Source organism: Clostridium sp. UBA1056 (assembly GCA_002316385.1).
GTDB lineage: Bacteria > Bacillota > Clostridia > Clostridiales > Clostridiaceae > Clostridium_J.
The window spans coordinates 42,011-67,314 of the sequence record DCDL01000050.1; the positions used below are offsets into that span (position 1 = coordinate 42,011).

General features: G+C 27.8%; 31 protein-coding genes and 1 CRISPR repeat array. Of the genes, 3 read left to right on the plus strand and 28 right to left on the minus strand.

The window, feature by feature from the left end; all coding sequences use genetic code 11:
* Positions 1-296 precede the first annotated feature (296 nt).
* The 19 genes from B3W71_RS12030 to B3W71_RS12120 all read right to left on the minus strand — a co-directional run bounded on the left by B3W71_RS12030 (position 297) and on the right by B3W71_RS12120 (position 16,661).
* On the minus strand, positions 297-632 hold the full coding sequence (locus B3W71_RS12030; protein ID WP_346889171.1) for a hypothetical protein: 336 nt from the start codon (positions 630-632) through the stop codon (positions 297-299).
* Between the two features lie 87 nt (positions 633-719).
* Positions 720-1,313 (minus strand): major tail protein, encoded by a 594-nt coding sequence (locus B3W71_RS12035; RefSeq protein WP_346889172.1) that lies wholly within the window; start codon positions 1,311-1,313, stop codon positions 720-722.
* Between the two features lie 16 nt (positions 1,314-1,329).
* On the minus strand, positions 1,330-1,656 hold the full coding sequence (locus B3W71_RS12040) for a hypothetical protein (RefSeq protein WP_346889173.1): 327 nt from the start codon (positions 1,654-1,656) through the stop codon (positions 1,330-1,332).
* A gap of 10 nt (positions 1,657-1,666) precedes the next feature.
* Positions 1,667-2,086 carry a hypothetical protein gene (locus B3W71_RS12045; RefSeq protein WP_346889174.1) on the minus strand — a complete coding sequence of 140 codons (420 nt, stop codon included), beginning with the start codon at positions 2,084-2,086 and terminating at the stop codon, positions 1,667-1,669.
* On the minus strand, positions 2,086-2,418 hold the full coding sequence (locus B3W71_RS12050; RefSeq protein ID WP_346889175.1) for a phage head closure protein: 333 nt from the start codon (positions 2,416-2,418) through the stop codon (positions 2,086-2,088). The genes B3W71_RS12045 and B3W71_RS12050 overlap by 1 nt, the downstream gene beginning before the upstream one ends.
* A 12-nt stretch (positions 2,419-2,430) precedes the next feature.
* Complete coding sequence (locus tag B3W71_RS12055) at positions 2,431-2,721, minus strand: head-tail connector protein (protein WP_346889176.1); 291 nt, start codon at positions 2,719-2,721, stop codon at positions 2,431-2,433.
* A 69-nt stretch (positions 2,722-2,790) separates the two neighbouring features.
* Positions 2,791-3,864 carry a phage major capsid protein gene (locus B3W71_RS12060; RefSeq protein ID WP_346889177.1) on the minus strand — a complete coding sequence of 358 codons (1,074 nt, stop codon included), beginning with the start codon at positions 3,862-3,864 and terminating at the stop codon, positions 2,791-2,793.
* Between the two features lie 72 nt (positions 3,865-3,936).
* Positions 3,937-4,602, minus strand: a complete 666-nt coding sequence (locus tag B3W71_RS12065) for an HK97 family phage prohead protease (RefSeq protein ID WP_346889178.1) — start codon at positions 4,600-4,602, stop codon at positions 3,937-3,939.
* An 18-nt stretch (positions 4,603-4,620) separates the two neighbouring features.
* Positions 4,621-5,862: a phage portal protein gene (locus tag B3W71_RS12070; RefSeq protein ID WP_346889179.1), complete on the minus strand. Its 1,242-nt coding sequence runs from the start codon at positions 5,860-5,862 to the stop codon at positions 4,621-4,623.
* 19 nt (positions 5,863-5,881) lie between these two features.
* On the minus strand, positions 5,882-7,573 hold the full coding sequence (locus B3W71_RS12075) for a terminase large subunit (RefSeq protein WP_346889180.1): 1,692 nt from the start codon (positions 7,571-7,573) through the stop codon (positions 5,882-5,884).
* The gene (locus B3W71_RS12080) at positions 7,573-8,049 is read right to left on the minus strand and encodes a phage terminase small subunit P27 family (RefSeq protein ID WP_346889181.1); all 477 of its coding nucleotides are present in this window, start codon (positions 8,047-8,049) and stop codon (positions 7,573-7,575) included. The genes B3W71_RS12075 and B3W71_RS12080 overlap by 1 nt, the downstream gene beginning before the upstream one ends.
* A gap of 144 nt (positions 8,050-8,193) precedes the next feature.
* The gene (locus B3W71_RS12085) at positions 8,194-8,577 is read right to left on the minus strand and encodes an HNH endonuclease signature motif containing protein (protein WP_346889182.1); all 384 of its coding nucleotides are present in this window, start codon (positions 8,575-8,577) and stop codon (positions 8,194-8,196) included.
* Positions 8,578-8,661: 84 nt separating this feature from the next.
* Entirely contained in the window at positions 8,662-8,958 is a 297-nt protein-coding gene (locus B3W71_RS12090) for a hypothetical protein (protein ID WP_346889183.1), read from the minus strand.
* A 769-nt stretch (positions 8,959-9,727) separates the two neighbouring features.
* Positions 9,728-10,792 (minus strand): hypothetical protein, encoded by a 1,065-nt coding sequence (locus B3W71_RS12095; RefSeq protein ID WP_346889184.1) that lies wholly within the window; start codon positions 10,790-10,792, stop codon positions 9,728-9,730.
* A gap of 86 nt (positions 10,793-10,878) precedes the next feature.
* Positions 10,879-14,001, minus strand: coding sequence for an RNA dependent RNA polymerase (locus B3W71_RS12100; RefSeq protein WP_346889185.1), 3,123 nt, complete (start codon positions 13,999-14,001; stop codon positions 10,879-10,881).
* A 49-nt stretch (positions 14,002-14,050) separates the two neighbouring features.
* Positions 14,051-14,197, minus strand: a complete 147-nt coding sequence (locus B3W71_RS12105; RefSeq protein WP_346889186.1) for a type II toxin-antitoxin system RelB/DinJ family antitoxin — start codon at positions 14,195-14,197, stop codon at positions 14,051-14,053.
* Positions 14,198-14,484: 287 nt separating this feature from the next.
* Positions 14,485-15,570: a hypothetical protein gene (locus B3W71_RS12110; RefSeq protein ID WP_346889187.1), complete on the minus strand. Its 1,086-nt coding sequence runs from the start codon at positions 15,568-15,570 to the stop codon at positions 14,485-14,487.
* 365 nt (positions 15,571-15,935) lie between these two features.
* Positions 15,936-16,064: a hypothetical protein gene (locus B3W71_RS12115; protein WP_346889188.1), complete on the minus strand. Its 129-nt coding sequence runs from the start codon at positions 16,062-16,064 to the stop codon at positions 15,936-15,938.
* A gap of 192 nt (positions 16,065-16,256) precedes the next feature.
* Positions 16,257-16,661 carry a hypothetical protein gene (locus tag B3W71_RS12120; protein ID WP_346889189.1) on the minus strand — a complete coding sequence of 135 codons (405 nt, stop codon included), beginning with the start codon at positions 16,659-16,661 and terminating at the stop codon, positions 16,257-16,259.
* Between the two features lie 265 nt (positions 16,662-16,926).
* Here B3W71_RS12120 and B3W71_RS12125 point away from each other — a divergent pair, with 265 nt between their 5' ends.
* Together B3W71_RS12125 and B3W71_RS12130 are read left to right on the plus strand one after the other, a co-directional pair.
* Positions 16,927-17,166, plus strand: a complete 240-nt coding sequence (locus B3W71_RS12125) for a hypothetical protein (protein WP_346889190.1) — start codon at positions 16,927-16,929, stop codon at positions 17,164-17,166.
* 167 nt (positions 17,167-17,333) lie between these two features.
* Entirely contained in the window at positions 17,334-17,825 is a 492-nt protein-coding gene (locus B3W71_RS12130; RefSeq protein WP_346889191.1) for a hypothetical protein, read from the plus strand.
* Positions 17,826-17,886: 61 nt separating this feature from the next.
* Here B3W71_RS12130 and B3W71_RS12135 read toward each other — a convergent pair whose 3' ends face one another.
* Both B3W71_RS12135 and B3W71_RS12140 read right to left on the minus strand, forming a co-directional pair.
* The gene (locus tag B3W71_RS12135) at positions 17,887-18,360 is read right to left on the minus strand and encodes a DUF3990 domain-containing protein (protein ID WP_346889192.1); all 474 of its coding nucleotides are present in this window, start codon (positions 18,358-18,360) and stop codon (positions 17,887-17,889) included.
* A gap of 173 nt (positions 18,361-18,533) precedes the next feature.
* The gene (locus B3W71_RS12140; protein ID WP_346889193.1) at positions 18,534-18,734 is read right to left on the minus strand and encodes a hypothetical protein; all 201 of its coding nucleotides are present in this window, start codon (positions 18,732-18,734) and stop codon (positions 18,534-18,536) included.
* 342 nt (positions 18,735-19,076) lie between these two features.
* Between B3W71_RS12140 and B3W71_RS12145 the strand changes: the two genes are divergently transcribed.
* A complete protein-coding gene (locus B3W71_RS12145; protein WP_346889194.1) occupies positions 19,077-20,288 on the plus strand; it encodes a transposase in 1,212 nt (403 codons plus the stop codon).
* A 336-nt stretch (positions 20,289-20,624) separates the two neighbouring features.
* A CRISPR array of direct repeats spans positions 20,625-21,049; the repeat unit is 30 nt; unit sequence ATTTAAATAGCTCTATAGTGGAATGTAAAT.
* A 163-nt stretch (positions 21,050-21,212) separates the two neighbouring features.
* Here B3W71_RS12145 and B3W71_RS12150 read toward each other — a convergent pair.
* From B3W71_RS12150 to B3W71_RS12180, 7 genes are all read right to left on the minus strand, one after another.
* Complete coding sequence (locus B3W71_RS12150; protein WP_346889195.1) at positions 21,213-21,389, minus strand: hypothetical protein; 177 nt, start codon at positions 21,387-21,389, stop codon at positions 21,213-21,215.
* Positions 21,390-21,466: 77 nt separating this feature from the next.
* Positions 21,467-21,751 (minus strand): hypothetical protein, encoded by a 285-nt coding sequence (locus tag B3W71_RS12155; RefSeq protein ID WP_346889196.1) that lies wholly within the window; start codon positions 21,749-21,751, stop codon positions 21,467-21,469.
* Positions 21,752-21,753: 2 nt separating this feature from the next.
* The gene (locus tag B3W71_RS12160; RefSeq protein WP_346889197.1) at positions 21,754-22,596 is read right to left on the minus strand and encodes a ParM/StbA family protein; all 843 of its coding nucleotides are present in this window, start codon (positions 22,594-22,596) and stop codon (positions 21,754-21,756) included.
* A gap of 308 nt (positions 22,597-22,904) precedes the next feature.
* On the minus strand, positions 22,905-23,663 hold the full coding sequence (locus tag B3W71_RS12165) for a hypothetical protein (protein ID WP_346889198.1): 759 nt from the start codon (positions 23,661-23,663) through the stop codon (positions 22,905-22,907).
* Between the two features lie 110 nt (positions 23,664-23,773).
* Positions 23,774-24,040: a hypothetical protein gene (locus tag B3W71_RS12170; RefSeq protein ID WP_346889199.1), complete on the minus strand. Its 267-nt coding sequence runs from the start codon at positions 24,038-24,040 to the stop codon at positions 23,774-23,776.
* A 340-nt stretch (positions 24,041-24,380) separates the two neighbouring features.
* Positions 24,381-24,554, minus strand: a complete 174-nt coding sequence (locus tag B3W71_RS12175; RefSeq protein ID WP_346889200.1) for a DUF2281 domain-containing protein — start codon at positions 24,552-24,554, stop codon at positions 24,381-24,383.
* A 2-nt stretch (positions 24,555-24,556) separates the two neighbouring features.
* Positions 24,557-25,282 carry a Fic family protein gene (locus B3W71_RS12180; protein ID WP_346889201.1) on the minus strand — a complete coding sequence of 242 codons (726 nt, stop codon included), beginning with the start codon at positions 25,280-25,282 and terminating at the stop codon, positions 24,557-24,559.
* Between the last annotated feature and the right edge of the window lie 22 nt (positions 25,283-25,304).

Here is a 25,304-nt window from a genome sequence, read left to right on the forward strand (position 1 = left end):
CCTTTCTTTTGAATAAAAAAATAAGGGAAAAAGCTTCATTGATAGAAACCTCTCCCCTTTTTATAGTTAATCTAAAACTGCAAAAACTTGGCTATTTTCAGCATTGTTCTTCCTATTTGTTTCTTTATTTTCAATTCTATTTCTAGCATCAGGATTGTTAATTTTCATATGAATATTAATCTGCTTCATAAGATGTTTTAGACTGGAATTATAAAATTGTTCCTCACTCATATTAAATATCACTGTACAGATGTAGAATAGATAATCTAAATCTATATCCTCTTGACTAGAATTATCTACTTTTTTTCAGTTTCATTTGTAGCTTCAGGCATATTTAATCCTAGAACCTCAACTAATATTGGTGTGAACATTTCAATCACTGCTAATGGATTATACTGTTCAAAGAATTTAACTCCTACTGGATTACTCTTCTCACTCTTTCTAACAATAGAACCTAATAGCTTTATAATAGTTTCTTCATCCATATCTCCAACTTTTTGAATATCTTGTAAGAATGAAGATTTATTTTCTTTTTTATAGTGTGCAACTGTCCTAATATCCACGCTTGCTACGTAATCTTCTTCACCTATTTCTAATTCTAAAACCACTTTATTTAAGTTAAAACTTGACATACTCTTTTTATCTCCTTTATCTAATTATTTTAAAAATGAAGAACTACCCAATAAGAGTAGTTCTTTTAAGGTTTAATTATTTACTTTTTATACCGTTGGTGTTGATGAAAAAGTTCCATCAGGTAATAATACACCAGTAAAGAACTTATCAAATGCTTGATCAAATTGTGTATCAGTACCACTAGGAATATGATTTTGATCCATTACTATATCAAACTTACCATCTATAGCTCTTGGTTTAGCCTTTCCAACTAATTTAATTGTCTTTTCTTCTACAGAATCTGTTTTAGTTGTAGCTTCTGTTTCATTCTTGCTTAAAATTACTTCATATAAACATCTTCTTATTGGTTTATCAAGAGTACTTAACTCATAAATAAATGCAATTGTAGCTTGTGAATCTGAAGATCCAGTAACTAATCCACCTACTGAATTTACTTCTTTACCACATAGTAAAGCTTCTATAGACGGTTCTAAATATGCCATCTCAATTTCTATCGACATAGCAGTTAAAGCATTTCCATAGTAATCCATGATATCATCACTATAGAAAGCTATTTCACTATTTTCGTTTGTAGTCTTAACCAATTTCGCCCCCATTAGCTTGATAGGTGTTTCATAGCTTCCATCAGCCTTTAATCTTGCAATATGGATATTTTTTAAACCAACTATTCTATTAGCCATAAATTTTTACCTCTTTCTAATTATTATTTTGAACATAATAAAAAGTGAAGGCTAATTGATTAAGTCCTAACTCTTTGCTTCTATAAGCTGGAGCTATATATCCTAATCTAAAACCTTCACTTTTCATTAACTGTTTTATTAAATTTTTATTCTTGTTTAACCCTGATTCACAATATAGATTTACATAAATTGTATAGTTTTCAATATCTGCTACATCATCTGAGTAAAACTCATTTTTTTCTGAATATTTATATACTATGCAATTCTTTATTGTTTCAGGTCGCTCTAGTGCATATACTGGCAATCCAGTATCTTCTAAAACTCTTATTAATTTTTCTTCCATAAGTATCACCTTATTTCAATATCTTATCTAATTCTACTAAGACATTTTTTTCTAAACTACTTAATACAACTGCTTCTGATGCTTTAGTTGCTTCATCCATCCATCCAGTATGTGGAGTTATTTTTTTACCACTTTTGTGCTCGTACCCATAGTGATGGAAATAAAGATGTTTAGTAGCTTCCCAATTGGTCTTATCAATACCAATTCCACCCCATATAGAACCTGACTTGTATTTCTTAATCTTCCCTACTTTAAGTTTTTCAGCTCCATTAGTTGAACCATCTTTAGCTTTAGGAGCTTTAGATTGTACTATTTTCAACCCTTCTTTAAGTGAGTTCTTAAATGCAGTAATACTAATTTTTTTCCCCACGTCACCTAATGAATCTATTGTTCTCTGAATATCTTCCCATCCATTAAAATCTAAGCTCATTATTCCATCAGCTCCATCTTTAATTCATAGTATCTATTCATTTCTTCAATATTGTTAACATATGTAATGTTATACTTTTGATCATTAAACAATACAACATCATTTTGCTTTATAGGTTTACTTCTTACTACCCTAAGATGAACTCTCTTCTCTTGTTTGTAGATAGTTCCTTCACCAATTCTAAGCTCATTACCTCTAACATTAGTAATCTTTGCTTTAGTAGTAAATATCTCTGTAAGCTTCTCCACTGGTATATTATCTTCATCCCTCTCTATAGTAGGTCTTAGTATTTTTATCTTATGTCTAAACTCACCAGCACTTATTGAAATCATAGTAAGTACCTCCTATAAGTAGTTAACTGAATACATATCTAATATACTAGTTAGAATTAAGTTAGCTTTATATTGTAAGTTCTGTTGTCCTCTATTGTCATATAAATCACTCACAATAAGAAATAGAGCTACTTTAAAAGATTCTCTCTTTTCTTGAATCTGCTCTAAAGTTAATCCAGTATAGTCTTTGATATAATTGTTAGCAAAATTAACAAATGTCTTTATTAAAATATCATCATCATCATGGAATACATTTAAGAACTCTTTTAGTTCCTGAATATCATCAATAATTAAAGTGTTCATAAAAACCTCCTTCTTATAGGTAAAAATGGGGGATAACCTCCCCCCATGAATTAACTATTTTCTAGCTCTTTAGGCAGAAACTAATTTACCTACTAATTGTTCATTTACTATTGCACCATCAAAGTAAGCACTTGCATGGATTCCAGTTTGACCTTGAGCTAAGTAAACCTCTCTCATTAAAGTGATGTTGATGTTTTGTGGTATTTTAACTGCGTATCCTTCTGCTACATTAGCAAATATAGCAACTTCTTTTCCTTCCATTGCATCAACCGTAAATACTCTCTTACCAAATAAAGTCATACCTAGTTCACCAGCTAGTCCACTAAATGATAATAATCCTTTAGCTAAAGCTTCTGATTGAATCTTTGTTAATGTGGATGGAGCTAAAATAAAGCATCCTTTGTCTGCTTTATGAACTGGTACTTTATTCATTAAAGCTACTAAGTCAACTAAAGCAACTTCAGCTCCAGCCATAACAACTGTGTTAGTTGTGTTTGCTAATCCTTCAACCTTATCTTGAACACCCATAACTAATGTATCATTTATAAACTTAGCTAATTCTGCTGAAACTATTGCAATTACTTCATCTACAACATCAACACTTGAATCTAATAATAATTGGTTAGAAATTTTAGTTAATACTCTAACTCCATTAGATTTTAAAGTTTTAGTTTTTAATACTACATTCGTATCTGTTGAAGCAGATAATTCATCAACAAAACCTACTGTTAATGCACCATCTTGAATATTAATTGTTAGATCTCCAACAACATTATAGATTTTAGCCATTTCAGCTAAAGGAGCTTGATTGTACACTTCTTTAACTATGTCTTGTGCGATTGTAGTTGGAACTAATCCAGCATTTCCAGCAACTGATAATCCTCTTACTACTTGTTCAAATTCTCTTCTTTCAAATTCCCTTTTCTCCATAACTTTTGTTACCTCAACTTTCTCAACTTTTGTTAAATTTCTTGATTCTTGTTTAGCTTCAATAGTCTTGTTTAATCCTTCTATCTCAGCTTTTATTTCTGAAACTCTAGCAGATTCTTGTTCATTAAAAGCTCTAACTTCAGTTTCAGCAGTGTTTAATAAACCTTCCATCTCTTCGATTAATAAATCTCTTTGTTCTATAAGTGCTTTCATAGCTACCTCCGTAAATTTCTAAAATTTTGCATATAAAAAGAACTCACAACATTTCTTGTTATGAGTTCTTAATTACTTGTTCTTTTGGATGAAAATATAAGCTCTTAGCTTATCCAGTTCATCTTCAACTATATTTAATTCTTCTGAATCATCTTCAGTATCAATAGTTTCATCAACTTCATTAGTATCTTCTACTTTTTCTTCAACCATACCTGAAACTTCTTCTGAATCTAATTCAATTGTAAATATTCTTATCTCTTTAGCTTCTTCACCTTCAGCTCTAATTTCAGCTAAACTTCCACTATAAGCTGGGATTTTATCAGTAGTCAGCAAAGAAACCTCTGATAATTCAATATCTTCTAGCAATCTTCTGATACAACCCTTATTAGATTGTTCTTTCTTCTCTTTTAAAGCTCTAAATCCAAAACTACATCCTGATAAACCTTTCCTTTTTATTGATTCAATAGCAATTTCACTAGTTATATCAACTGCAAATCTTAATCCTATTTCATCTTCATAAAGCTCTAAATTATCTTCAGTAGAAGCTATTTGATTATTCCAAGAATGATTAAGTAACATTGGAATAGATTTAGCTTTATGTAAGGCTCTTTTCCACATACCTTTCATTGTTTGTTCAACAAATCTTTCACCATTCTCCATAAGAACTTCTGAATCTCTCTCAGTAATATTTACATAGCCTTCAATATGAACTGAGTTATCTCTTATTTCATATCTCATATTAAAAACTTCATCTCCTTATACTGCTTCATCTATAACTTCTTCTTCCTTAACTGAGTTTTTAACATTTTGAGTTGCACCAGTATTAGGAGTATAAACATTTCCGTTTGAAGGGTTATAAAGTACATCAGCAAGATTAAGTTTAATCATTCCATCTAAGCCTTCTATCTTAGGTAATTTCTCAATTGCTCTCACTTCATTTATTTGTAAGAAGCCTTTTTGAATCCCTTCTGAATAAGCTTCATATCTTTCTTTCATTGAAGCTTTCATAAGGTCTATTAAATCAAATGCAAAGTAATATCCTTGTTCCTTTTCTTTAGACATTAATAGATTTTTATTTAGCATCTTCTCTATTTTATCTATTATAGGAAGTATTTTACTCTTAATTAATATTTTCTCATGCTCCTCTTTAGCACAACCAGTTGCTAGTTCATATGGAACTCCTAAAACTGAACAAATTTCATTATCAATTAGTTTAGTATTCTCATTAACTTGAGCTTGTTGATTAGATGTTGATATAGGCTTATAGGTTACACCATCATTCAGAATAATAGCTGATTCTCCATAAGCTTTACTGTTAATATCTCTCCAGTTTTGCTTAATACTTTGTATAGCTTGTTCACCAAGCTTTTTAGCACTTTCTAAAACACCTTTTGGTATATTTGATGTTTTAGCTTGTGTTTTTTGATTCGTTATAATATAGTAAGCTGATTGTAATAATATTTTGTTAGTATCAATTATTCCAAATCCAGTTGCTCCATCTTTTGAGTCATTTAGTAATGATAACATTTCCCAAGATTCTATTTGCTTTCCATTTACATTAAAAGCAACATCTTTAAAGATAGCATCATGGTTTTTAAGTGGAGTTACTACTGAATTTTCTATGTATCTTAAGCTCTTAACTTTAGTTCCAAGTTTCTCAATATAGATATATCCCTCTCCACTGACAATCATATCTTTTATAATATTCTTCTTCATATCAAAACAACTAATAGTATCACCATTATCATTGTTTAAAAGCTTGATTCTAGTATCATCTTTAACTTCTATAACTTGTCCATTTTTATCTTTTCTGTACAACTTAATTGGTAAAGATGCTATTTTATCTCCAATTAAATCTACACAAGTTTTAACCATTGGAATCTCCAATGCAACTCTTGCATCAATAGCAATATCTTGATCATTTGTCGTTAATAGCAAATCATCAATAGTCATAACTTTAGATTCAACTTGTTTACTTCTTCTGCTAAATATCCCCATAAAAATTTTTTCTCCTTTCCTAGGCTCTTTGAACTACGAAATCATCAATACTATCAATAATTGCAATATTCATCAAATATAAAGCATTAATTGTTGATACTATACAGTCAATTTTCCCAGTTGCTAGTTTCTTTTTAATCCAAAGATTCATTGCATCATCATATGTTACTTTCACATTAGCAAATTGACTTAAGTAAAGATTGTTCTCTTCAAACTTAAATCTGCCATTAAGAATACTTTCCTGAAGTAATTTAACTGCTGGATGTAAGTGCTTCGAATGTTGAACTACTTCAACACACTCATAACCTTCTCTTGATATTTTAGCCATTGAGCTTAAAGCATTGAACCTATCCCATCCAGTTTGAATTATGTTAACTCCATACTTACTATCTAATTTCATAATGAACTCTTCAATGAACCCATAGTCAATAACATCCTCACCACAAGCAAAGCAATTTCCTAATTCAATTTCTTTGTAGTAGTTCACCTTCTGTTTTATAGAAGCTTCACTAACTTTATTCTTAGGTAAAAATGCCCACACCTTAGCATAGATAGTTCCAGTATCTTCATCATAAGTAACCATAGATACTGAAGTTAAATCTGTTGTCATTGATAAGTCAACACCAACAAATACATCTCTTCCATACCAATCAAAGCTTTCTTCCGTAACTACACAAGCTTTAACCTTGTCCATATCTACAAATGGTTCACTGATTATTGAAGGCATGAAGTGATTCATATGTTTAGTTAAAAACTCAGCTTCTTCACCTTTATTAGATAATGCTTTCTTTCTGTTATCTCTAATCTCATTGTAATTAGCTTCAATTCTCAATGGATTAGACATATAAAGTCCTTCATCATCCCATAAGTGTTCTGCTGAAGAATAATAAAGTAAAGAAAACATTCTATCATCTTCAATGATTCCTTTGTAAACTTTCTTCATATACTCTAACTCCTGAAGCATGATAGACTTATCTTCTGCATATGCAGTAGTTAATTTAAATCTTAAAGGATTTCTAACTGATAATTGACCTGATTTCATAGCATTAATATTGTCATAACTAGTGAAAGCTCCAACTTCATCTGCAATAAAAGCTGAAGGTCTTATTGCATTATTATTGTTTGCACTTCCAGTTCTAGGTTGATAGAAACTATTTGTTAGAGTGCAAGCTAATTTGCCATTTAAACTTTTTGGAACTTTGAAACATTTCTTTACCGCTGGTGACGCAGCGATAATTTGTGACATTGCTTTTTTTACTTCAGAAGCTAATTCTCTATCTAAGCAAATTGAATAGAACTCTGAGAAATCATCCTCTGTCATAAGTAAAATTATCATTATCAATCCTGCTAAAAATGTTTTCGCATTTTTTCTTGGAATAAACATAGTAATATCTCTATGCTTGAACCTATTTTCATCTTCTTTAAATCTCCACCCAAAGATATTAACTATAAAAAAAACCTGAAAATTGTGCAAACCATAAAGTATTGGAGTACCAATAACATTTAGTCCAGTTGCAAAATTCAGGATTTTCAATAAGTTTTCTACTATCTTTAAATGTTGCTCAGATAGGAAATATTTAAAATCATCTTGATGTTGTCTTTCTAAATCTCTTAGAAACCATTCACACTGAGTCTTAACTTCTTCAGTAGCAAATTCTTTACCACTAATTACTTCTTTAGCATATTGGATAGCCATATCTAACAATTTCATTAAATCTCTTCACCTCTTAATGCTTTCTTAAGTAATTCATTAGCATCATCTTCAGTATTAGCTAATAATGCTAATTTACTTCTATCTGCTGGTGATAATCCTAGCTTAGAAGCAAACGTATTAAATATCTGAGAATACTTCTGATAAATACCTACTGCTTTATGAGAATCAATATTAGTAGCACCAGATTTATTAGTGTATTCAACTAATATTCCTTCAACATTAAGAATCTCAGAACATTGTTCCATTCTTCCTAAAGCTTCAGCAACTATTGTTACAGTGAATACATCAGTACCACATAAAACTCCATCAGGCATATTTCTTACTATTGCTCGATAATATTTTCTACCTCTTGCATCTAAATGAGCTGGAGGTTCTTCTTTTATAGTTGAAGTTCCTTTAAGCTTATTCTCTTGCTCAATTCTTCTTTGCTCTTCATCTTTTGTGATTACACCAGTTTTGAGCTGAACTGGCACAGGGTTTCTTCCTATTGTAATTACCTCCTTTTCAAATACTTATCCCCACTTACCTTATTTCTAAGTATTTTTTTATGTACGAGTAGGCTTGTTCTGTGGCTTGCCTATTTAAATCCATAAAACAATATTACGGGGGGGATTCTTCTATTTATTTTTTAATTCATTTGTAAATTGTTTTAATTTTTCTTTATTATTTATATTTCTTTTATGTATTTCTGAATGGTGAAATTCACAAACTGGAATCAGATTATCAATTTCATATCTTAAATCCCACTCATCATTAATAGGAACTATATGATGAACTGCATCAGCATAAGAAACTTTTCCTATCTCTCTACAAATAATGCACATATAATTATTATCTTTTTTTACAAACTCTCTAAGCTTTTGCCATCTTGAAGTTGAATAGAAACTCATTTGTTTTTTTACATATTCACCATAAGTTTCTCTTCTTTTAGGCTTCTTATCACATATCTCATTTGTTCTGTGTAACTTACCACAATAAGCACAACTTCTAATCCTTGCCATTAAACACCTATTCCTTTTTAAGTACATATCTTTTAAAATTAGCAGTAATATATAAAAAGAGTGGCTAAATAAATAACCACTCTCTTACCACAATTTAACTTTATCAATATTACTATCCTTTAGTTCACAAAGATTCTGCAATGTTTCTGCAATCTCTCGTGCATCATCATATTCTTCTGAATCTATACTCTCTTTTACAGATGAAGTAAATTCTAATATTAATTGATCAATAACTTTATCACTTACTTTATAAAGTTCAAATGGTCTTTCTTCATTCTTAGCAAAATAATTTCCTTCAAACTTTCGAAGTGTATTTAAATCTAAGTCATATATATAATCTGATTTTTTTATAATGTTACTATTTAAAATCACTCTAACCATAATTAAGCTCCCTCTCTTTCTAAATATCTAGCATTAATTTCATTAACAATTTTTTAATTTCTTTCATCTTCTGTACTAAATCCTTTCTATGTATAAAACAAAGAGAACTATTACACATGAAGTGTAAAAGTTCAAAAAGGTAAATCCGTTAAGACTATATCTAGCATCATCACTAGAGTGAATTTTATATCTCAATCAGGTTGTGTTTTCTAATAAAATTAAGGATAATATTACATTCAGAGGTATTTATGTCAAAAATTATAGAACACAACTTGATTCAAATAAAAAAATAGAGAGCTGAATAATAACTATTCTAAACCCTCTATTTATAAAAATTATGAATTTGAAAACATTAAAAGATTAAAATAGAATTTTAGCATATATCACTATATTGGTATCATAGCTAATTTAAAACCACTAAACATATGGAATCTTTATCACTGCCAAAGGAGCGAAGCTCCGACATTATAACTTATCACTAATTTTGCTTTTTAAACTTAAATTATATTTTAAAAAAATCTCTACCATTTATATATTATAGTCACTTTATATATTATAGTCACTTTATATAATGGTACTTTACTGAGTAAAGCACCATTTCAAATCATACATCGGAGTTAACTCCGATGTATGATTTGTCGAAGCTTTTGCGTTTTTTATTAAAAAATAAATTATAAATGATATTTAAATAATAGTATACATTTTCATTTCTATAATAATATTAAATATCATCTAGGGAAATGAAAATGTATACTATTTTCTATCAAAATTAAGCAACATTTTTAGCTTTTATATCAATTAATATTCTATCTAAGCCTATTACACCATCTTTATCAATAAAACACCTTGTTAATTGGTTTGTTTTATTCTTTATTACTTCATCTATCTCTTTAAATCCTTCATCTGTTTTTGCTATTGTGTCTCCATATTTCATCGAAGCTTTAATTGCTTTTGTATTAGCACTCTCTATTGCATAATCTAACTCAATTCTATCTATTTCTCTTTTTATACCTGCTCTTGTTAGCCTAATTGTGTATAAGGGTATATAATATAAAATATTACTTTCTTTTCTTATTATTTTATTGCATTCATCATAGAATTTATTTCTTCCAAATTCAGCAAAATACTGATTATAAGTTCTACTATCTAGCACTCTATTTCTTACATCTAATAAAAACTCTATTTCTCCTTCTGATGCATCACAAATAACTTTGACTATTTTGTATTTTATCTTACCATTCTCTATTACCGGTTCTCCTAATTTATTACATATAATAGAAGTTTCCCATTTACATATTTTATAAGAATCCTTATCCCAAGTTATCAAAGCTTTTTTCTTCAAATAATCTAGTGAAGCTTCTATATGATATTTGAAACCATCCTTTGTTCTACTAAAAAAGTCATACATTATTGATTCTTCAATCTCTAAATATTTTGAAGCTTCAGGTATGTTATTTCTACCTACTTTCCAATCTTCATTTATCATATTTAACATTTCAGCTACTGTGACAAATGAAGCAGTTACTACGTTAGAATCAGCTTCATATAAGGCATTTAATAGTTGAATAGTTAGTTCTTCTCTCAATAGTGGTTTGCTACCACCTCTATTATCAACTTTCTCAATTTTATTATCAAGAACTTCAACAACCTTATATTTTACTTCCCTTCCCTCTTTAAAAGTCTCTAATACACATTCGGTATTAGCCTCTCTCAAAATAGCTTCTTTAATATTTTTCGCTAACTTTCCGCTCTTGGCATAAGATTGCTTTTGCTTATCTGTCCCCCATTTTTCTACTACTTCTTTTGTTGATAATATAATTCCTTCTTTTAACATAATCATTATCTCCTTTTTATATTTAGATTTCTTAGGTTATTAATACTAAATATAACTTCCACTTATTTGTGGAAGTTATATCAAAATTAAACTTCTATTCCTTTTATCCATATTGTATAGCTTCTATCATTTTCTTTATAGTGATCAATTATTAACTTAGCACCTACTAATGAATAAAGATTAACTCCGTTGTTAGCACCTGATATATATACTTTACCAATTCTTTCTTCTGAACTAAGAATTACATATAAATCTCCATTTGTATTATCAATGGCTAAACTAATATAATCAGTGATATCAACAATAATATCTTTACTACATCCAAATTTAAATTCAGTATTAGTAGGTTGAATATCTTTCTTAGTTTCAAATCTCTCTAACTCTTTATTTCCTATAGATGTAACCCCCAATTTTCTTTTAGCTAACTTCCAATTTTCAAATAATAGTGAAATTGACTCTTCTGAATCTAATTTTTCTAAAACTGCAAACTCAGAATATTCTATACTACACATTACTTCTACATATTTAAAGTAAAAATCAAAAATCCAACGTTGAATCCCATTATTATTTTTTCTATCCATAAGTCTAAATAAAGCTACACATACTACTTCTGCTAAATAATTTTCATTAATCTCTAGTGCTACTCTCTCAGCCTTAAAACACATTGTTTTTGTCATTATTGCTCTTACTTCATCACTATGAAGTAACTCTCTAACTTGATTACCATTAGCATCTAATAATGGTTCATTGGTTTCATACCACTCATCAGTACCTTCTATTTGTTCTGATCTAGTAACTAAATATTTTTTATCTCTTTCTTTTCTTTGTGAAGAATAATGATTAAAGCTCTCTTCTATTAACTTTTGAACTTCTATAACTTCTTCCTCATTAACTTCAAAAGTATTAGCCACTTTAAATAATTCTTTAAATATATCGCTATTCTTCCAGCTTGTATTATTCTTATAATATTCAACTCTAGCTAAAATACCTTTCCAGTTATCGTTGCTGAACTCATTCCATTTAGCATAGCTTTCTAAAACCGATTCCCCTACTTTATTAAGAGTAAATTCATTTACTTCTTTATCAGGTAAAAACTTAAAGTAATAAGGTTTTTTATAGCTTTTCTTTAGAGCTTTTATATAACCTAAATCAGGTAATATACTAGTTTTAGGCGCATCTATTGCAATTTGGGATGCCTCTACTGTTCTATAGATAGCTTCTTCTAATTCATAGAATTGATTAGCAATTACTTCTTTAACTATTTCTCTTGGTAGATTCATTGTTCTTTGTTGTTGTCCAAACCAACTCCAAAACTCTTTCTTTTGTTCGTCAGTTGGAATAATATCTTTAAAGTAGTTTTTATATGTTATATTTTTACCCTCAACATAAACCCCTAAATCTTGAGCTTGATTTGATATACAAGCATTGGTTATTGCGACATCCCCAATAATATTACCATAGTACTTAACATTTGCAGTTGTTCTAACATTCCAATTATAAGCTTCTGTACTAGCACCTATTGAATCTAAATTGGTTGATATAAAGTGTAATCCATCTTCTGGAGGTATTATTGCATTAATTAATACATCCTTAGTAGTTGTAAAAATTGTATCTGTATCATAATCAGCTCCACTAATTGTCTTAGCTCTTATATCCTTAGCATTGAATACACAGAGTTCTTTAGTCCAATGACCACAATATTTTTTATATAAATCATTTTCTACAAAGTCCATAATTCCACATTCATTAAATGAACTTAGAGGAAACCTACAATTTAGAATTTTTTTATCTTCAGTATTACACCAAAACTCATTAGCTTTTAATTCATCATTTATTTCTTGAATAGGATGCTCTTTAACATCTTTTCTATTCATAACAAAATTTAATATACCTAATGGTGCATTTACTATAGTCTTAAAATCACCTTTTACAAAGAACTTACCTGAACATAACTCTTTTACTGAACGTTCCACCATATTATCTAAAGTTCTCCTAGTCCAAGGAAGTTTATAAAAACGCTCAAAGTCCAATGTTAATAAGTATTTTAATTTATCTGATAACTCTTTATCTGAATCACTCTCTTCTTCATCTTCAACACCTTCACTTATTGCTCCTAAGAACTTATATATACAATCTCTATCACCTTTTAAAACTCCACTTAAGAAGTCATATGTATCCTTAGTTATCTCACTATAATCTTCTGCATTTAATCCTAATTGACAAAGTAACTGATATGAAGTTCTTTTAATTTTTGCTGGTTCTTTCTTTGAAGTTTTAGTTATAAATAAAGAATCCATTATATCTGCTAATTCTTCAGGTCTAGAAGTTTCATACTTCTCTAAACTTATCTTACTTGCCCACTTACACATTGAAGGATTAAGTATTATAGTATTTTCATCTATCTTAATCCAATTACCCCACATATCCTTTGCTTCAAGTTGTCCATTTACTTTTCTTAAAGTATCTGTATCTCCTTTATACATATCATTGAAGTATTTTATAAAATCTACTGATACCAATAAGCCTTTTAATGCAAGTTTTATAGACCTAACCCCTATAAAACATGGCTCGTAACCTAATTTAAGTTCTTTTGATACTCTTCTCATAAGTGCTGGACTTGCTATACCACATCCATCTGCAAATACTGAATAATGCTCATAATTTTCTTTAACTACCAATTTATCATTTTCAAATGTCTTTATACTTTGGATTGTCTTATATTTAACTTCAGGTAGAACTAAATAGTTAGGCTTTATGTTAGTATGATAGCTTGAACTTAGGAATAAACTTAATCTTGCAGTTACATCTTTATTAACATTTACTCCAGTTTTACCTTCTAAAGAATCTAACCATCCACAAGATACTATTGATTCATATTGTTTAACAATTTCTACTACATCTTCTCTAACATAGATAGCTTTATTATTTTTCATATCTGAAGGAGTTGATAAGTAAAAGTAGTATCTTGAATCTCCTATGGTTAATGGCAAATCTTTAAGCTTCAAAGCTTCATCTTTATTTTCAAACTTAACTTTAATCATCCAATCTATTCTTTCTATTTCATCAATATTTAAATTCAATCCCCTAAACATCATCATTAACGTTGGGTTCTCATTAATTACTATTTCCTTTGTATCAAAACCATAGTTTCCAAGTCCATCTCTTTTTAAATTTACTTCAGTTGTTATAAATCTCTTTAATTTTTTCATAATAAAGTACCTCTCTTTTCTTTTTACTTTTTCATATGTTTTTTATAAATTACTTACTAGAAGCATCTAGTATTATTTTCTTCATAAACTCTTCAAAAAGTTCACTCATTGTCTTTCCTTTCTTCTCACAAATCCCTTTAAAGGATTGCTTCAAAGAACTATCAACTCTAAATTTTATAGTGTCATTTTTATTCATAAAATTTTTCTCCTTTCTATATTTTCTGTGGGTACAAACAATTAAAAAATTTTTCAAATTATTTCTTTCACTTTCTTATATGTATTGGTTTCTTAAAACGTAAAAAAATTATAAAAAAATAAGCAGAAAATTTATCCTGCTTACAATTTCTTTGTAATATTCATTCAATTAGATATAATTTTTTTTATTTATACATCTAAAACTTTAATTTATCTTCTTCTATTAATTTACCAAGTATCTCTAATGATTCTTCTTGTTTCCTTTTTTCTTCTTCTGTTAATAAGTTATTAAACAATATTATCTTTTAAGTTATTCAAATAATTTATTACATCCATCTTCCAATTTTCTTTATTTTTTAAATCTAGTAATTCTACATCCATATTTTTTACCATACTATGATGTTCTGTACATAATGGTATTAGATTAAATACTGAATCTATATCAAAATTAACAATATCAGCAAATTTCTTAAAATAAATATGATGAATTTCTATTTGAGAATTATTACAATCTTTGCAATAACATCTATTAGGATTAACTCCTTCCTCATATAATCTTTTTGCTAATTTTTGTGTATTTTGATGTGTATTTTTCTTATTTTTATCTAAATGTACTAATAACTGTCTAATCATTTCTTTTTTGCTATTAAATAACCTTTTATATACGTACGCTCCAAGTCCATAAAACTGCAAATCAGAATTTCTTAAAAATCCACTGCAATTAGCTAGTGCTTCTATATTTTCTAAATTCAACTTCATCTTATCTTCCATTATTATGATTAATTCACCTAAATAGACTTTAACAGTAAAATAATCTTTTGTATTTGCTGAGTGCATAAATTGATAAGGCCTGAATTTATTAGGATATACTAAATGAAATAAGTAAGCTACACTTGAAAAATATTTATATATCTTATGTTCTTTTTTCTTATGATTTGCATAATTAACTAAATGATATCCTCCAGCATCAATAATCGTTTCCCCATTAATTTTGCTAACCAATTTATCATTTATAGTTAACTTTAATTTTTCTTCTAATAAATATCTTGTTTGTTTGATTACTTCTTCCTCTGTATATTCATTTACATTCTTTATCTTCTTGCCTATGTCATATCTTGAACTTATTTGCGAAAATTGTGTATTAGATAAACCAAGTTCTTTCCTTAATTCCTCTAGTGGTATCTTATCTTTATTGTCTAATATATAATTTAATTCGCAAGGTATTATCTCTTGTATCTTTCCTCTTTTTCTTAGTTCTCTTGTTACTTTAGCTATTGAGCACTCTAAATTATTTGCAATTTGATGTATTGGTATTTCATAAAACTGTTCTAATATATAATCAATATCTTCTGAATTTAAAAATCTGTCTTCCATTTTTACTCCTTTAAATAGATTTTATTAAAGTTACTCATAAAAAGTAACTTTACTTTATATTGACTTAATTAATTGATTAATATTCATGCTATTCTATTTTTTAAATTATTCTTTATAAAATCATACTCTTATATAAAAAGAGAACTAGTGCTGCAACACTAATTCTCTCATTAATTTAAAAAGTATAAAATAATTTGCCAAGCTTTCACTTGCTCACCTTACACCTTAATCATACTATTTTTTCTATTATTGTCTATATCTAAGTAATACATTCACCCTATGATTATATCTAGATTATTTATAATACTCAATAAATTCGATATTTTAATTTAAATCTATTCGATAAATTGTAATTTATTGATTTGTTACTCAGATTCTATAAGCATTTCTTTAACATCATCGTGGTATCCGATTGCGTCCAATGCCTTAACACTATCAATTGTCATCGTAGTGTCATCATGATTAGCTCGATTTGATGTACACCATAGAGCCACACCACAACCTTTACGGAATATCCACAAAGTGTACAAAGTTTTTTTATTCATTTCTTCTGGAATAATTATTGCATAAAACTCTTCTCCTTCTAATGGTAAGGTGGAATTGTGGTAGCAAGTGGAATTTTAGGATTTATTATATTTTACCTCCACGTATAATATTTTTTAGTCCCTATGTAGTATACAATAGCTTCATTTTGTATATATTATCTTGTTGTTAGCTCTTTCTTTAATAAAATCATGTACTGTGGTATCCGAAAGAATTTCATCCAAAAAATCTACAGAAATTTTTTGCATAGAGTCAAAAAGAAGCCATGTCGTTCTGTTTTCGTATTTATATATATCCGGAGAATATTCTAAAAATATCTGTCCTATTGTATCTTCTTTATAAGCATAATCTGCAACATGGCATAGATAGCAAATATCATCCACATTTCCTAATGTTAAAAGTACATACACAGGCTGATAAGCCACAGGTGTATTAGTAGAATAAGCTACTTTCCCATGTGTCAAAAAATATCCTAAATGAATAGATAAAATATCTTCACTACTTAATATTTCATCTTCATTAACTGATAGTTTTAATAATCTAATCATAAAAATTTCCTCCTTTACAAATTCCTATTTATCTCTTAGTTAATATAATACTATATTAACATAATATCCTATTATTTTCTATAAATAAAATTCGTCTTTCATCTAAAGTAAACCAACTAAAGCTATAAGTACTAAAATAAAATTTCTATTTATATTATATCTATTTATAACACCACCCTAACTTAATTCTTAACATTTAAGTAGAATATATTATCAAAATATGTTAAAATTTAGATATAAACATTACATATTGAGGTGGTAAATAATGAGAACTAAATTAATAAATTCTAGTGAAGAAAATCATAGTGGTTATGGAGCTGGTTCAGGAGATACAGAAAGATATGAGTATGAATGTGCTTGTGGAAAAGGTACAATAATAGAAGAACATGATAATATTCCTGGTTTTAGAGACCACTCTGTATATATTTGTTGTGAAGATTGTAGAGAAAATTATGAACTTGATACTTCTAAAGGAATTAGAAGTTGGGAGCTTATAAAAAAATAACTTCATATTAAACAATATATATAACTATCCAAAGGAGACAATTAATGTTCGGTATTGATAATAAATTTAAAGACAATGATATTACTTACAACCGCAAACTAAAACTTGAAGAATATGATGACAATGGCACTTTAATTGATTGCGTAGAATTTTCATAAAAAGATTTAATGGAATTTTACACATTAAAAAATAATGGATATAGTGATGTCCGTACTGCTAGAAAAAGTATTAAAGACTATTTTTCTATTGGGAACAAGGAACTTAAACTCAAATTACTAAATAATATTTTCTACCAATACACGCTTAATGATAACTTAGTTAATTCTATTGAATCTATAATTACAACATATACTGAAGATGAATTGAATTTTGCATTTTCACTAAAACACTATGTCTTTAATGAATGTAACTTTCATCTTAGTATGAAAGATGCTTCTTTCTTTAAAAACATGTCCTTTTTTGAAGTTTTAAAATGGATAAAAAGTGTTATTGGAATATATTATGCCGTAGCTAATGATGGAACTAAAGGAATGTCTTACTTAGAAAAGCCTACTAGAAAACAGGGTAAATACCAAAGACAAAAGCATGGAAAAATAATTATATTTTTAAGCTTTAATGATTGGAAAGAATATATTGTTTCTGAAAATGAATTAGAATAAAAAAGGAATATTAATATTCCTTTTTTATTCTCCATAAGTAAGTAGCTTTGTTTAAACTTTATTATTTTAAAGTGTGACTCCCTAAAAATACAACTTTAGATAATGCTCTTGCGTTATGAAAACTTATTTGCCTTTTATTGCATTCTTCTTTTATCAGCTTTAAATAAGCTACCTTATCAATATTTCCACTCAAGTATGCATCTATATCTTCATAAATCTCATCATTAGTGGTAAAACCTTCCACCACATCATAATCGTGTATGCCACCATTTTTACAACCCGCAACAAAATCAAGCCACTCTTCATTATACTCTTCAAATACTTTTACTTTTAAACCTGATATATCCTTAAGCTCATAAACATTTACTACTGGTGTTTTATATATTTTGCTCTCAGCTATGGCTTCATCTTTATTTCTAGTGCAGTAGAATCCGTAGCCAAAGTCCTTTGTATATCTATCCTTTATTATTGAAGGTTTTTCATTAACTATATGACTTCCATGATAAATTACATTCATATTATTTTTATATTCCATTTTAAATCATCCTACATATTTATTTCTTTTATTATCTATATCACTAATATTTTATTTTACAATTCATATTCCATAAACACTGAGATTATTAAAATAATTATAACATATTTATACACTTATTTTATTTTAATATTTATTTTATCTTTGTAGTGTTTTAAAATTAGTTATTTAATCTACTCAATAAACTTGGATTTATCTTTTTCCAACTTTATCTTACCATCTCCTAGTGCAATAAAACCTGCTGTAATAGCGAGTGCAAACATTATATCATGTTCGCCAAACGGATTTGTTACAATGGAATATACTAAAAACGCTGTACAAATTAACAATACAGCCAATATAATACCACGCAAAATTTTTCTATTTTTAGACATCTTTATAACCTCCCCCCATTGTAATTTATCGTTTAGTTAAAAAAACTACTAACTCATATAATAATGCAATTATGAGTTAATTATAACATATTTTAAAAATACCATACTATTCAATTTTCAAAGAACGAATTTTCTTAATTAGTTCGCAATAATTTCAAATTAAATAAATTTATACTTTTATTTTATTTCTTATCAATCCTATATTTAACTTCTAAGATAAAAGCATAATTATATTATAAAATAGTTAAAAAGAGAATAAAATGTAGCATCACGAACATGAATTTAATTACATATTATGTTATAATAACTTCATCTAATTATAAAATAAAGGATTGTTATATAATGAATACAGTTAGGAAAATTAAACTTATCATCAATACTGATGATGATACACTTAGAAAAGAACAATATAAATTTATTAGAGATAGTCAATATTCTCAATATCAAGGTTTAAATAGATGTATGAGCTATCTTATGACTGGATATTATAGTAATAATATGGATATAAAGTCAGAAGGCTTTAAAGAATATCAAAAAACTATAACTAATAGTCTATATATTTTTAATGATATTGAATTTGGAAAAGGTATAGATAGTAAAAGTTCTATCACACAAAAAGTAAAAAAAGATTTCAGTGCATCCTTAAAAAATGGACTAGCTAAAGGTGAGAGAAGTTCTACTAACTATAAAAGAACATTTCCTCTTATGACTAGAGGAAGAGATTTAAAATTTAAATATGATGACGATGGTATACAAGTTTTAATAAATTGGATTAATAAGATACAATTTAAATGCATTTTAGGTGAGCATAAAAACGCACTAGAACTCCAACATACTTTACATAAAGTTATTATTGAAGAGTATAAAGTTGGTCAAAGTTCTTTAGCATTTGATAGAAATAATAAATTAATTTTAAATCTCACTTTAAATATTCCTAATCCCCCAAAAACTGAAGTTATAAAAGACCGAGTTTGTGGTGTTGATTTAGGAATGGCAGTTCCAGCGTATTGTTCATTATCAGATTCAAATTATATCAGAAAATCTTTTGGTACTTTTGAAGAATTTGCAAAGGTTAGAAAACAATTCAAAGCTAGAAGAATAAGATTACAAAAACAATTACAAGCTTCAAAAGGTGGCAAAGGCAGAAAAGATAAATTAAAAGCTAGAGAACAATTAAGAGATAAAGAAAAAAATTTTGCTAAGACTTATAATCATTTTTTATCTTACAATATAGTTAAATTTGCTAAAGATCATCAATGTGAATATATTAATTTAGAAAATATTACTGGTACTAGTTTAGAAAATACTGTTCTAGGTATGTGGAGTTATTACCAACTACAAGAAATGATCGAATATAAAGCTGAAAGAGTTGGTATTAAAGTTAGATATATTAATCCTGCTTTTACTTCTCAAAAATGTAGTAAATGTGGTAATATAGATAAAGAGAATAGATTGAATCAATCTACTTTCATTTGTAAGAATTGTGGTTTAAATATTAATGCTGACTATAATGCAAGTTTAAATATAGCTAGAAGTTCAGATTTTAAGAAATAAAATGATTTTTACGGTTGCTTTTCAAAAGGGTTTTAATACCTAGCCGAAGGGTGAGGGAATAGATTAAACATATAAGGTTTAGACCAACTGTATGCTATTACCACTCACTAAGCTATAAATTTAGGGATTTAAATTGCCCCTAACGTTCCATTTTAAATTGTCGACTCTATATAATGTAAAAAACTAGGTAAGTCAACAAAGCTACTTATTATAATGTTTTAGATATAATTTACATTCTAAAAGGTCTTTGAAAATCATTAATAATTCTATAATAAAATAAGATAGACAATATTTATCTTTTAAATACTGATAAACAATAGGGTGTATGTGTATCGGATTTAAATAGCTCTATAGTGGAATGTAAATTTACGATACTTGCTAGGCTCCCAATCTCTAGCACCAATTTAAATAGTTCTATAGTGGAATGTAAATATAGAAGATTTGTTGGAACATTACTCCAGCATTTCATTTAAATAGCTCTATAGTGGAATGTAAATTGTTGAAATAATGTTGCATATGCAATTGTATTAACTGATTTAAATAGCTCTATAGTGGAATGTAAATGGCAAGGAGAATACTTTTACGTATTCACTACTATAATTTAAATAGCTCTATAGTGGAATGTAAATACCTATTAATACTATTACCATTCCAATTGGAAATCCATTTAAATAGCTCTATAGTGGAATGTAAATAATCCATAGCTTAGAATACTATACTTATTACTTGCAATTTAAATAGCTCTATAGTGGAATGTAAATGTGAGTAGATTGATTATAGTGCCAAAAGTCAATTTAATTTAAATAGCTCCATAAATAAAGAACTGTATTAGCTCCACTTTGTTAAAATAAACTAATGCTTCTATTCAGTGAAAAAAGAAGTAATATAGTTACTATACTACTTCTTCTATTACCTCTATCTTTATTATGTTCCTATTAAAAAACTTACTTTTCTAGTATTGGTATGTATGACTAAAATACTGTTAGATACTAATTTCTCTACATAATCTTCATCCTTAAATAACTCATAATCTTTTATAAATTTCTTATTAAATCTATGAACATTTCCATCCATAGTTGTTATCAAAATACATTCATTCATAAAACCTCCTCCTTCATTTAAGAGTATTGATAATTTATTATATTTCTATAACAAAAAAGAACTCTATCTCTACCTTGCTAAAACATATTTGCAATGTCTGAGCTAATAGGTATTTCTTGCACCTTTTTGCTCACTTTTATTTCAGGTGCTTCTATCTCCTTTTCACACCTTTTATTATCTTTTAGATTTATTTCCACTTCCTTATCTGCATCATTTAGGTTCAAATTGTAGCTATTAGTTGCTATTCGATACAAAACATCCTTAATAGTATCGCTTTCACTATAAGAGCTGGATAGGTAATCTAAAATTACCTTATCCTTATCCTTTTTTTCATTTAATGTTATATATACTCTTCTACTCATAACTACCTCCACACTTGCTTACATAGATTAAAAGCTCCAATAACATTACTATAAACTGCATCTTCGTGAATCCTACAAGGTGTATTTGATTTTATGTAACTCTCAAGTAATTTCGCACCACCACCAGTAAAGTAAACTGTATAGTTCTTAATGTTTATTTGCCCTTTAGTATAGTTCAGTACCTCCTTCAGGAAGTCTATGTATAGTTGATGTGATACGTGAATTTTACCTCTCTTAATAAGTCTTTCTATATCCTCCTCAACATAATCTTCTCCCTTTGAGTTTTCTAACTCTTTTACTTTATAATAAAAATCAAAAGTACCAATCTTATTAGTAAAATTCTTCTCAATATTTCCTTCAATAAATGAAGCATAATTTATTGTTCTTGAACCAATATCAATTATAAGAATATCATCATTATCAGGATTATCTATTGAATAATAGCTTACATAACCTTCAGGAAGTATTGCTACATTATGTATAAACACCTTTCTAATTTGTCCATTGATCTCAAAACTGAAGCTCTTACCCTTTAACTCACCTATCATTTTCTCCTTATTGGGTAGTTGATTTACTGGTAGCAATAAGCATAAGTTTATATTAACATCATTTGTAGCCTTAGATATTGCATAAAGCAATATTGGCATATAGTTTTTATTAACCTTACTGTATTCTCTTTCAAGTTGTCCTACTGTTATGTAAGTTGTAGCTCCATTAAATTCTACTCTCTCAAATACTTCACCATTAGGATTAAATGCAGTTGATATTTTACTGCTGAACATCCCTTTATTTTCTCCTAAATACTTAGTGTTGTAGTTTCCTAAATCAACTATTATATTTTTCATTTTATTCTCTCCTCTATCTCCAGTAATATTTTTTATATTTATTTAATCCTTCAAATGAAGGTAATTCTCCAGTAAATTTACAATGCATTTCTATGTATTCCTAAATTATATAAATGCTCATATCTTATATCTCTCCTAATCTTATTGATTTAAAATCTAAAAACCTAAATGATAGGCTTATTTTGAACTTATTTTTCTTGAAATTAATTCTCTATTTTATACTCTTATATATCATCATACATATTGCAATTTTGGAATAGGTGTAGGTAAAAAAATATCCCTTATTTAGCTCTTAACATATTATAAGATTAGTTTAATTTTCCATTGAAAAACATCCTTAGATTCTTAGCTATATATGTACATTTATTAAGTTTACCTTCTTCTTTGTGTGGCAATATGTAAGTATCAAAATACTTGAAAAACTCGTATTGATCTTTAAAATTTGCTAATAAAGATTTAATTTCAGAACTAACCCTAGTGTCTAAAACTTCTTCTATTAAATCAACTCTTAACTCATAATCAGCTTTTTCTTCATCTATTTCCACATCATATTCCACTTCTTCTACAACTTCACTAAAGTGGACTTGTCCATCTACTGGCTTATTTCCTTGGCTATCTATTGGAATATATACTAACTCTGTTAATCCAGTTATTTTAAAAAAGCTAAAAGTACCATCTTGATTTTTTACACATTTTCTTTCTATTAGATTCATCTTCACATATTTATTTAACCTTGTGTTTAATGCTGATTTATCAATTAATAATAAGTTTTCATATTCTGCAAATAGAGCATCATATTTGACCCAAAAGAAATTATTATCTTCAGTATCTCTTATTGCTTTTGAACTATAACCAATTGTGTATATAAATCTTAATATTAAAATATCGTCACTATCTAGAATTAATCTATCAATTTTTTCTTTATTTATTTTCTTCTTAATTTCTTCATCAGTAGTTTTTTCTGCTCTTTGTGCTCTATTAAGCTTTTCTGATTCAAACTTAGATAATCCTTTCTTATTTAGCTCTGCTACTTTCTTTAAATTAAAATTAAGCATATATGGTAACATGAATTATTTCCTCCTAATTTTATTTATCAAATCTATAAACTTATATTATCATGCCTATTTCAATTTTGCAATAGGTTTGAGTAAAAAAATAGATGGATTTTCACTACCACCTATTTGGCATAATAATTTTGATTTAAAGTATAAATATTTGTTACACCATTTACTGAGTTTTTAGTAAGTAAATCATTTCCCTCTAAAACTCTTAAGTAATCTATAACATACTTTCTGTTGTTACACTTTATAAGCTTCATTATCTCAGTAACTGATATTTTAACTTCTCCAAACTCACTAACTTTGATTAAATTTAAGAATAAATTTATATGTACTGGCTTTAAATTCTCATTATCTAAAATTCTTGAATCAAATGTAATAGTCATTACTATTTCCTCCTGATTAATTTCTATAGTGATATTATACTTTATTTGTTTGTTTTTTAAAAGTCGTAATGATTTATTCTACTACCATACAATAAAGAATAAAATAACATATGTTTATTTTAAATATGTTTCTTCTAAGTATGTTTTTTATGTTCAACGACTGCTCCACTACCCGTAGTGAATTATTCTATCACCCCTAAAGAATCAATCCGCCACCTTTACTATCTATTATCTATAAAAAAATGATAGCTAATTATAAGTATCTAAGATATAAAAAACCACAAGTAATAATACTAGTGGTCTTGTTCTATTCTATTTTCTAGTCCTTCATAATCTTCACTCATTTGGCTAGTTTCTCCATAACCTCTTCATTTTCTTCAAAAATCTTATCCATTATCTCCATATCTTCTTTTAATTGTTGTTGTTTTAAGAACTCTATAAAGTCTATAACTTCATTTTGTCTTTTCTCACTCAAATCTTTTGCTAGTTCAGTAATTTTTTCTGACAAGTCCATACCTATACCTCTCCCAAACATTTTAATGTATTTACTAATAATTTATTTTTTTCTTCTAAAAAGTTTTGGCATTTTCTTAATATATTTTCTAACTCCTCATAATTTCCACCCATTTGGCTCTCAGATAAGCTTTTCTTATATTCAATGTTATATTGTTCATCTATTGATATAAGGCTCTCATTTGATTCAATGCACTGTTTTAACATGATGAACCTTCCAACTCTGCCGTTACCGTCTTGGAATGGGTGAATCTTCTCAAACTCACAATGGAATTTGACTATATCTTTATATTTTTTTTCTGCAGATTTCCACCAAATTAGAAGTTCGTCTATTTTCATATCAACTTCAGATGGTTTGCATAACTCTACAGGTGATCCAGTTATCATATTAGGTATCTTCTTCCAACACCCTGCCAAACCTCGTTCTTCATCTAAGCTATTCTTTTTTAAAATCTTATGAAATTCTAAAATTAATGTTTTTGTAATTTGATCCCCCAGAGTATCTACCACGAAATCAAATAGCTTTAGTGAATTTATTGTTTCAAATACATCACGTATTGTATGAATACCCTCTATTATCCTATCTTTCAAACACTTTATTAATTCTTCTCTTGTAAATGTACTACCCTCGATTTTATTAGAGTGATAAAGAAATTCTATTTTTATTTCCTCATAAATAGAATTAGGGTATTTTTTTATTTCTTTTATTTCTTTTACAGTTAAATTCATACTATTCCTCTATATACTTATA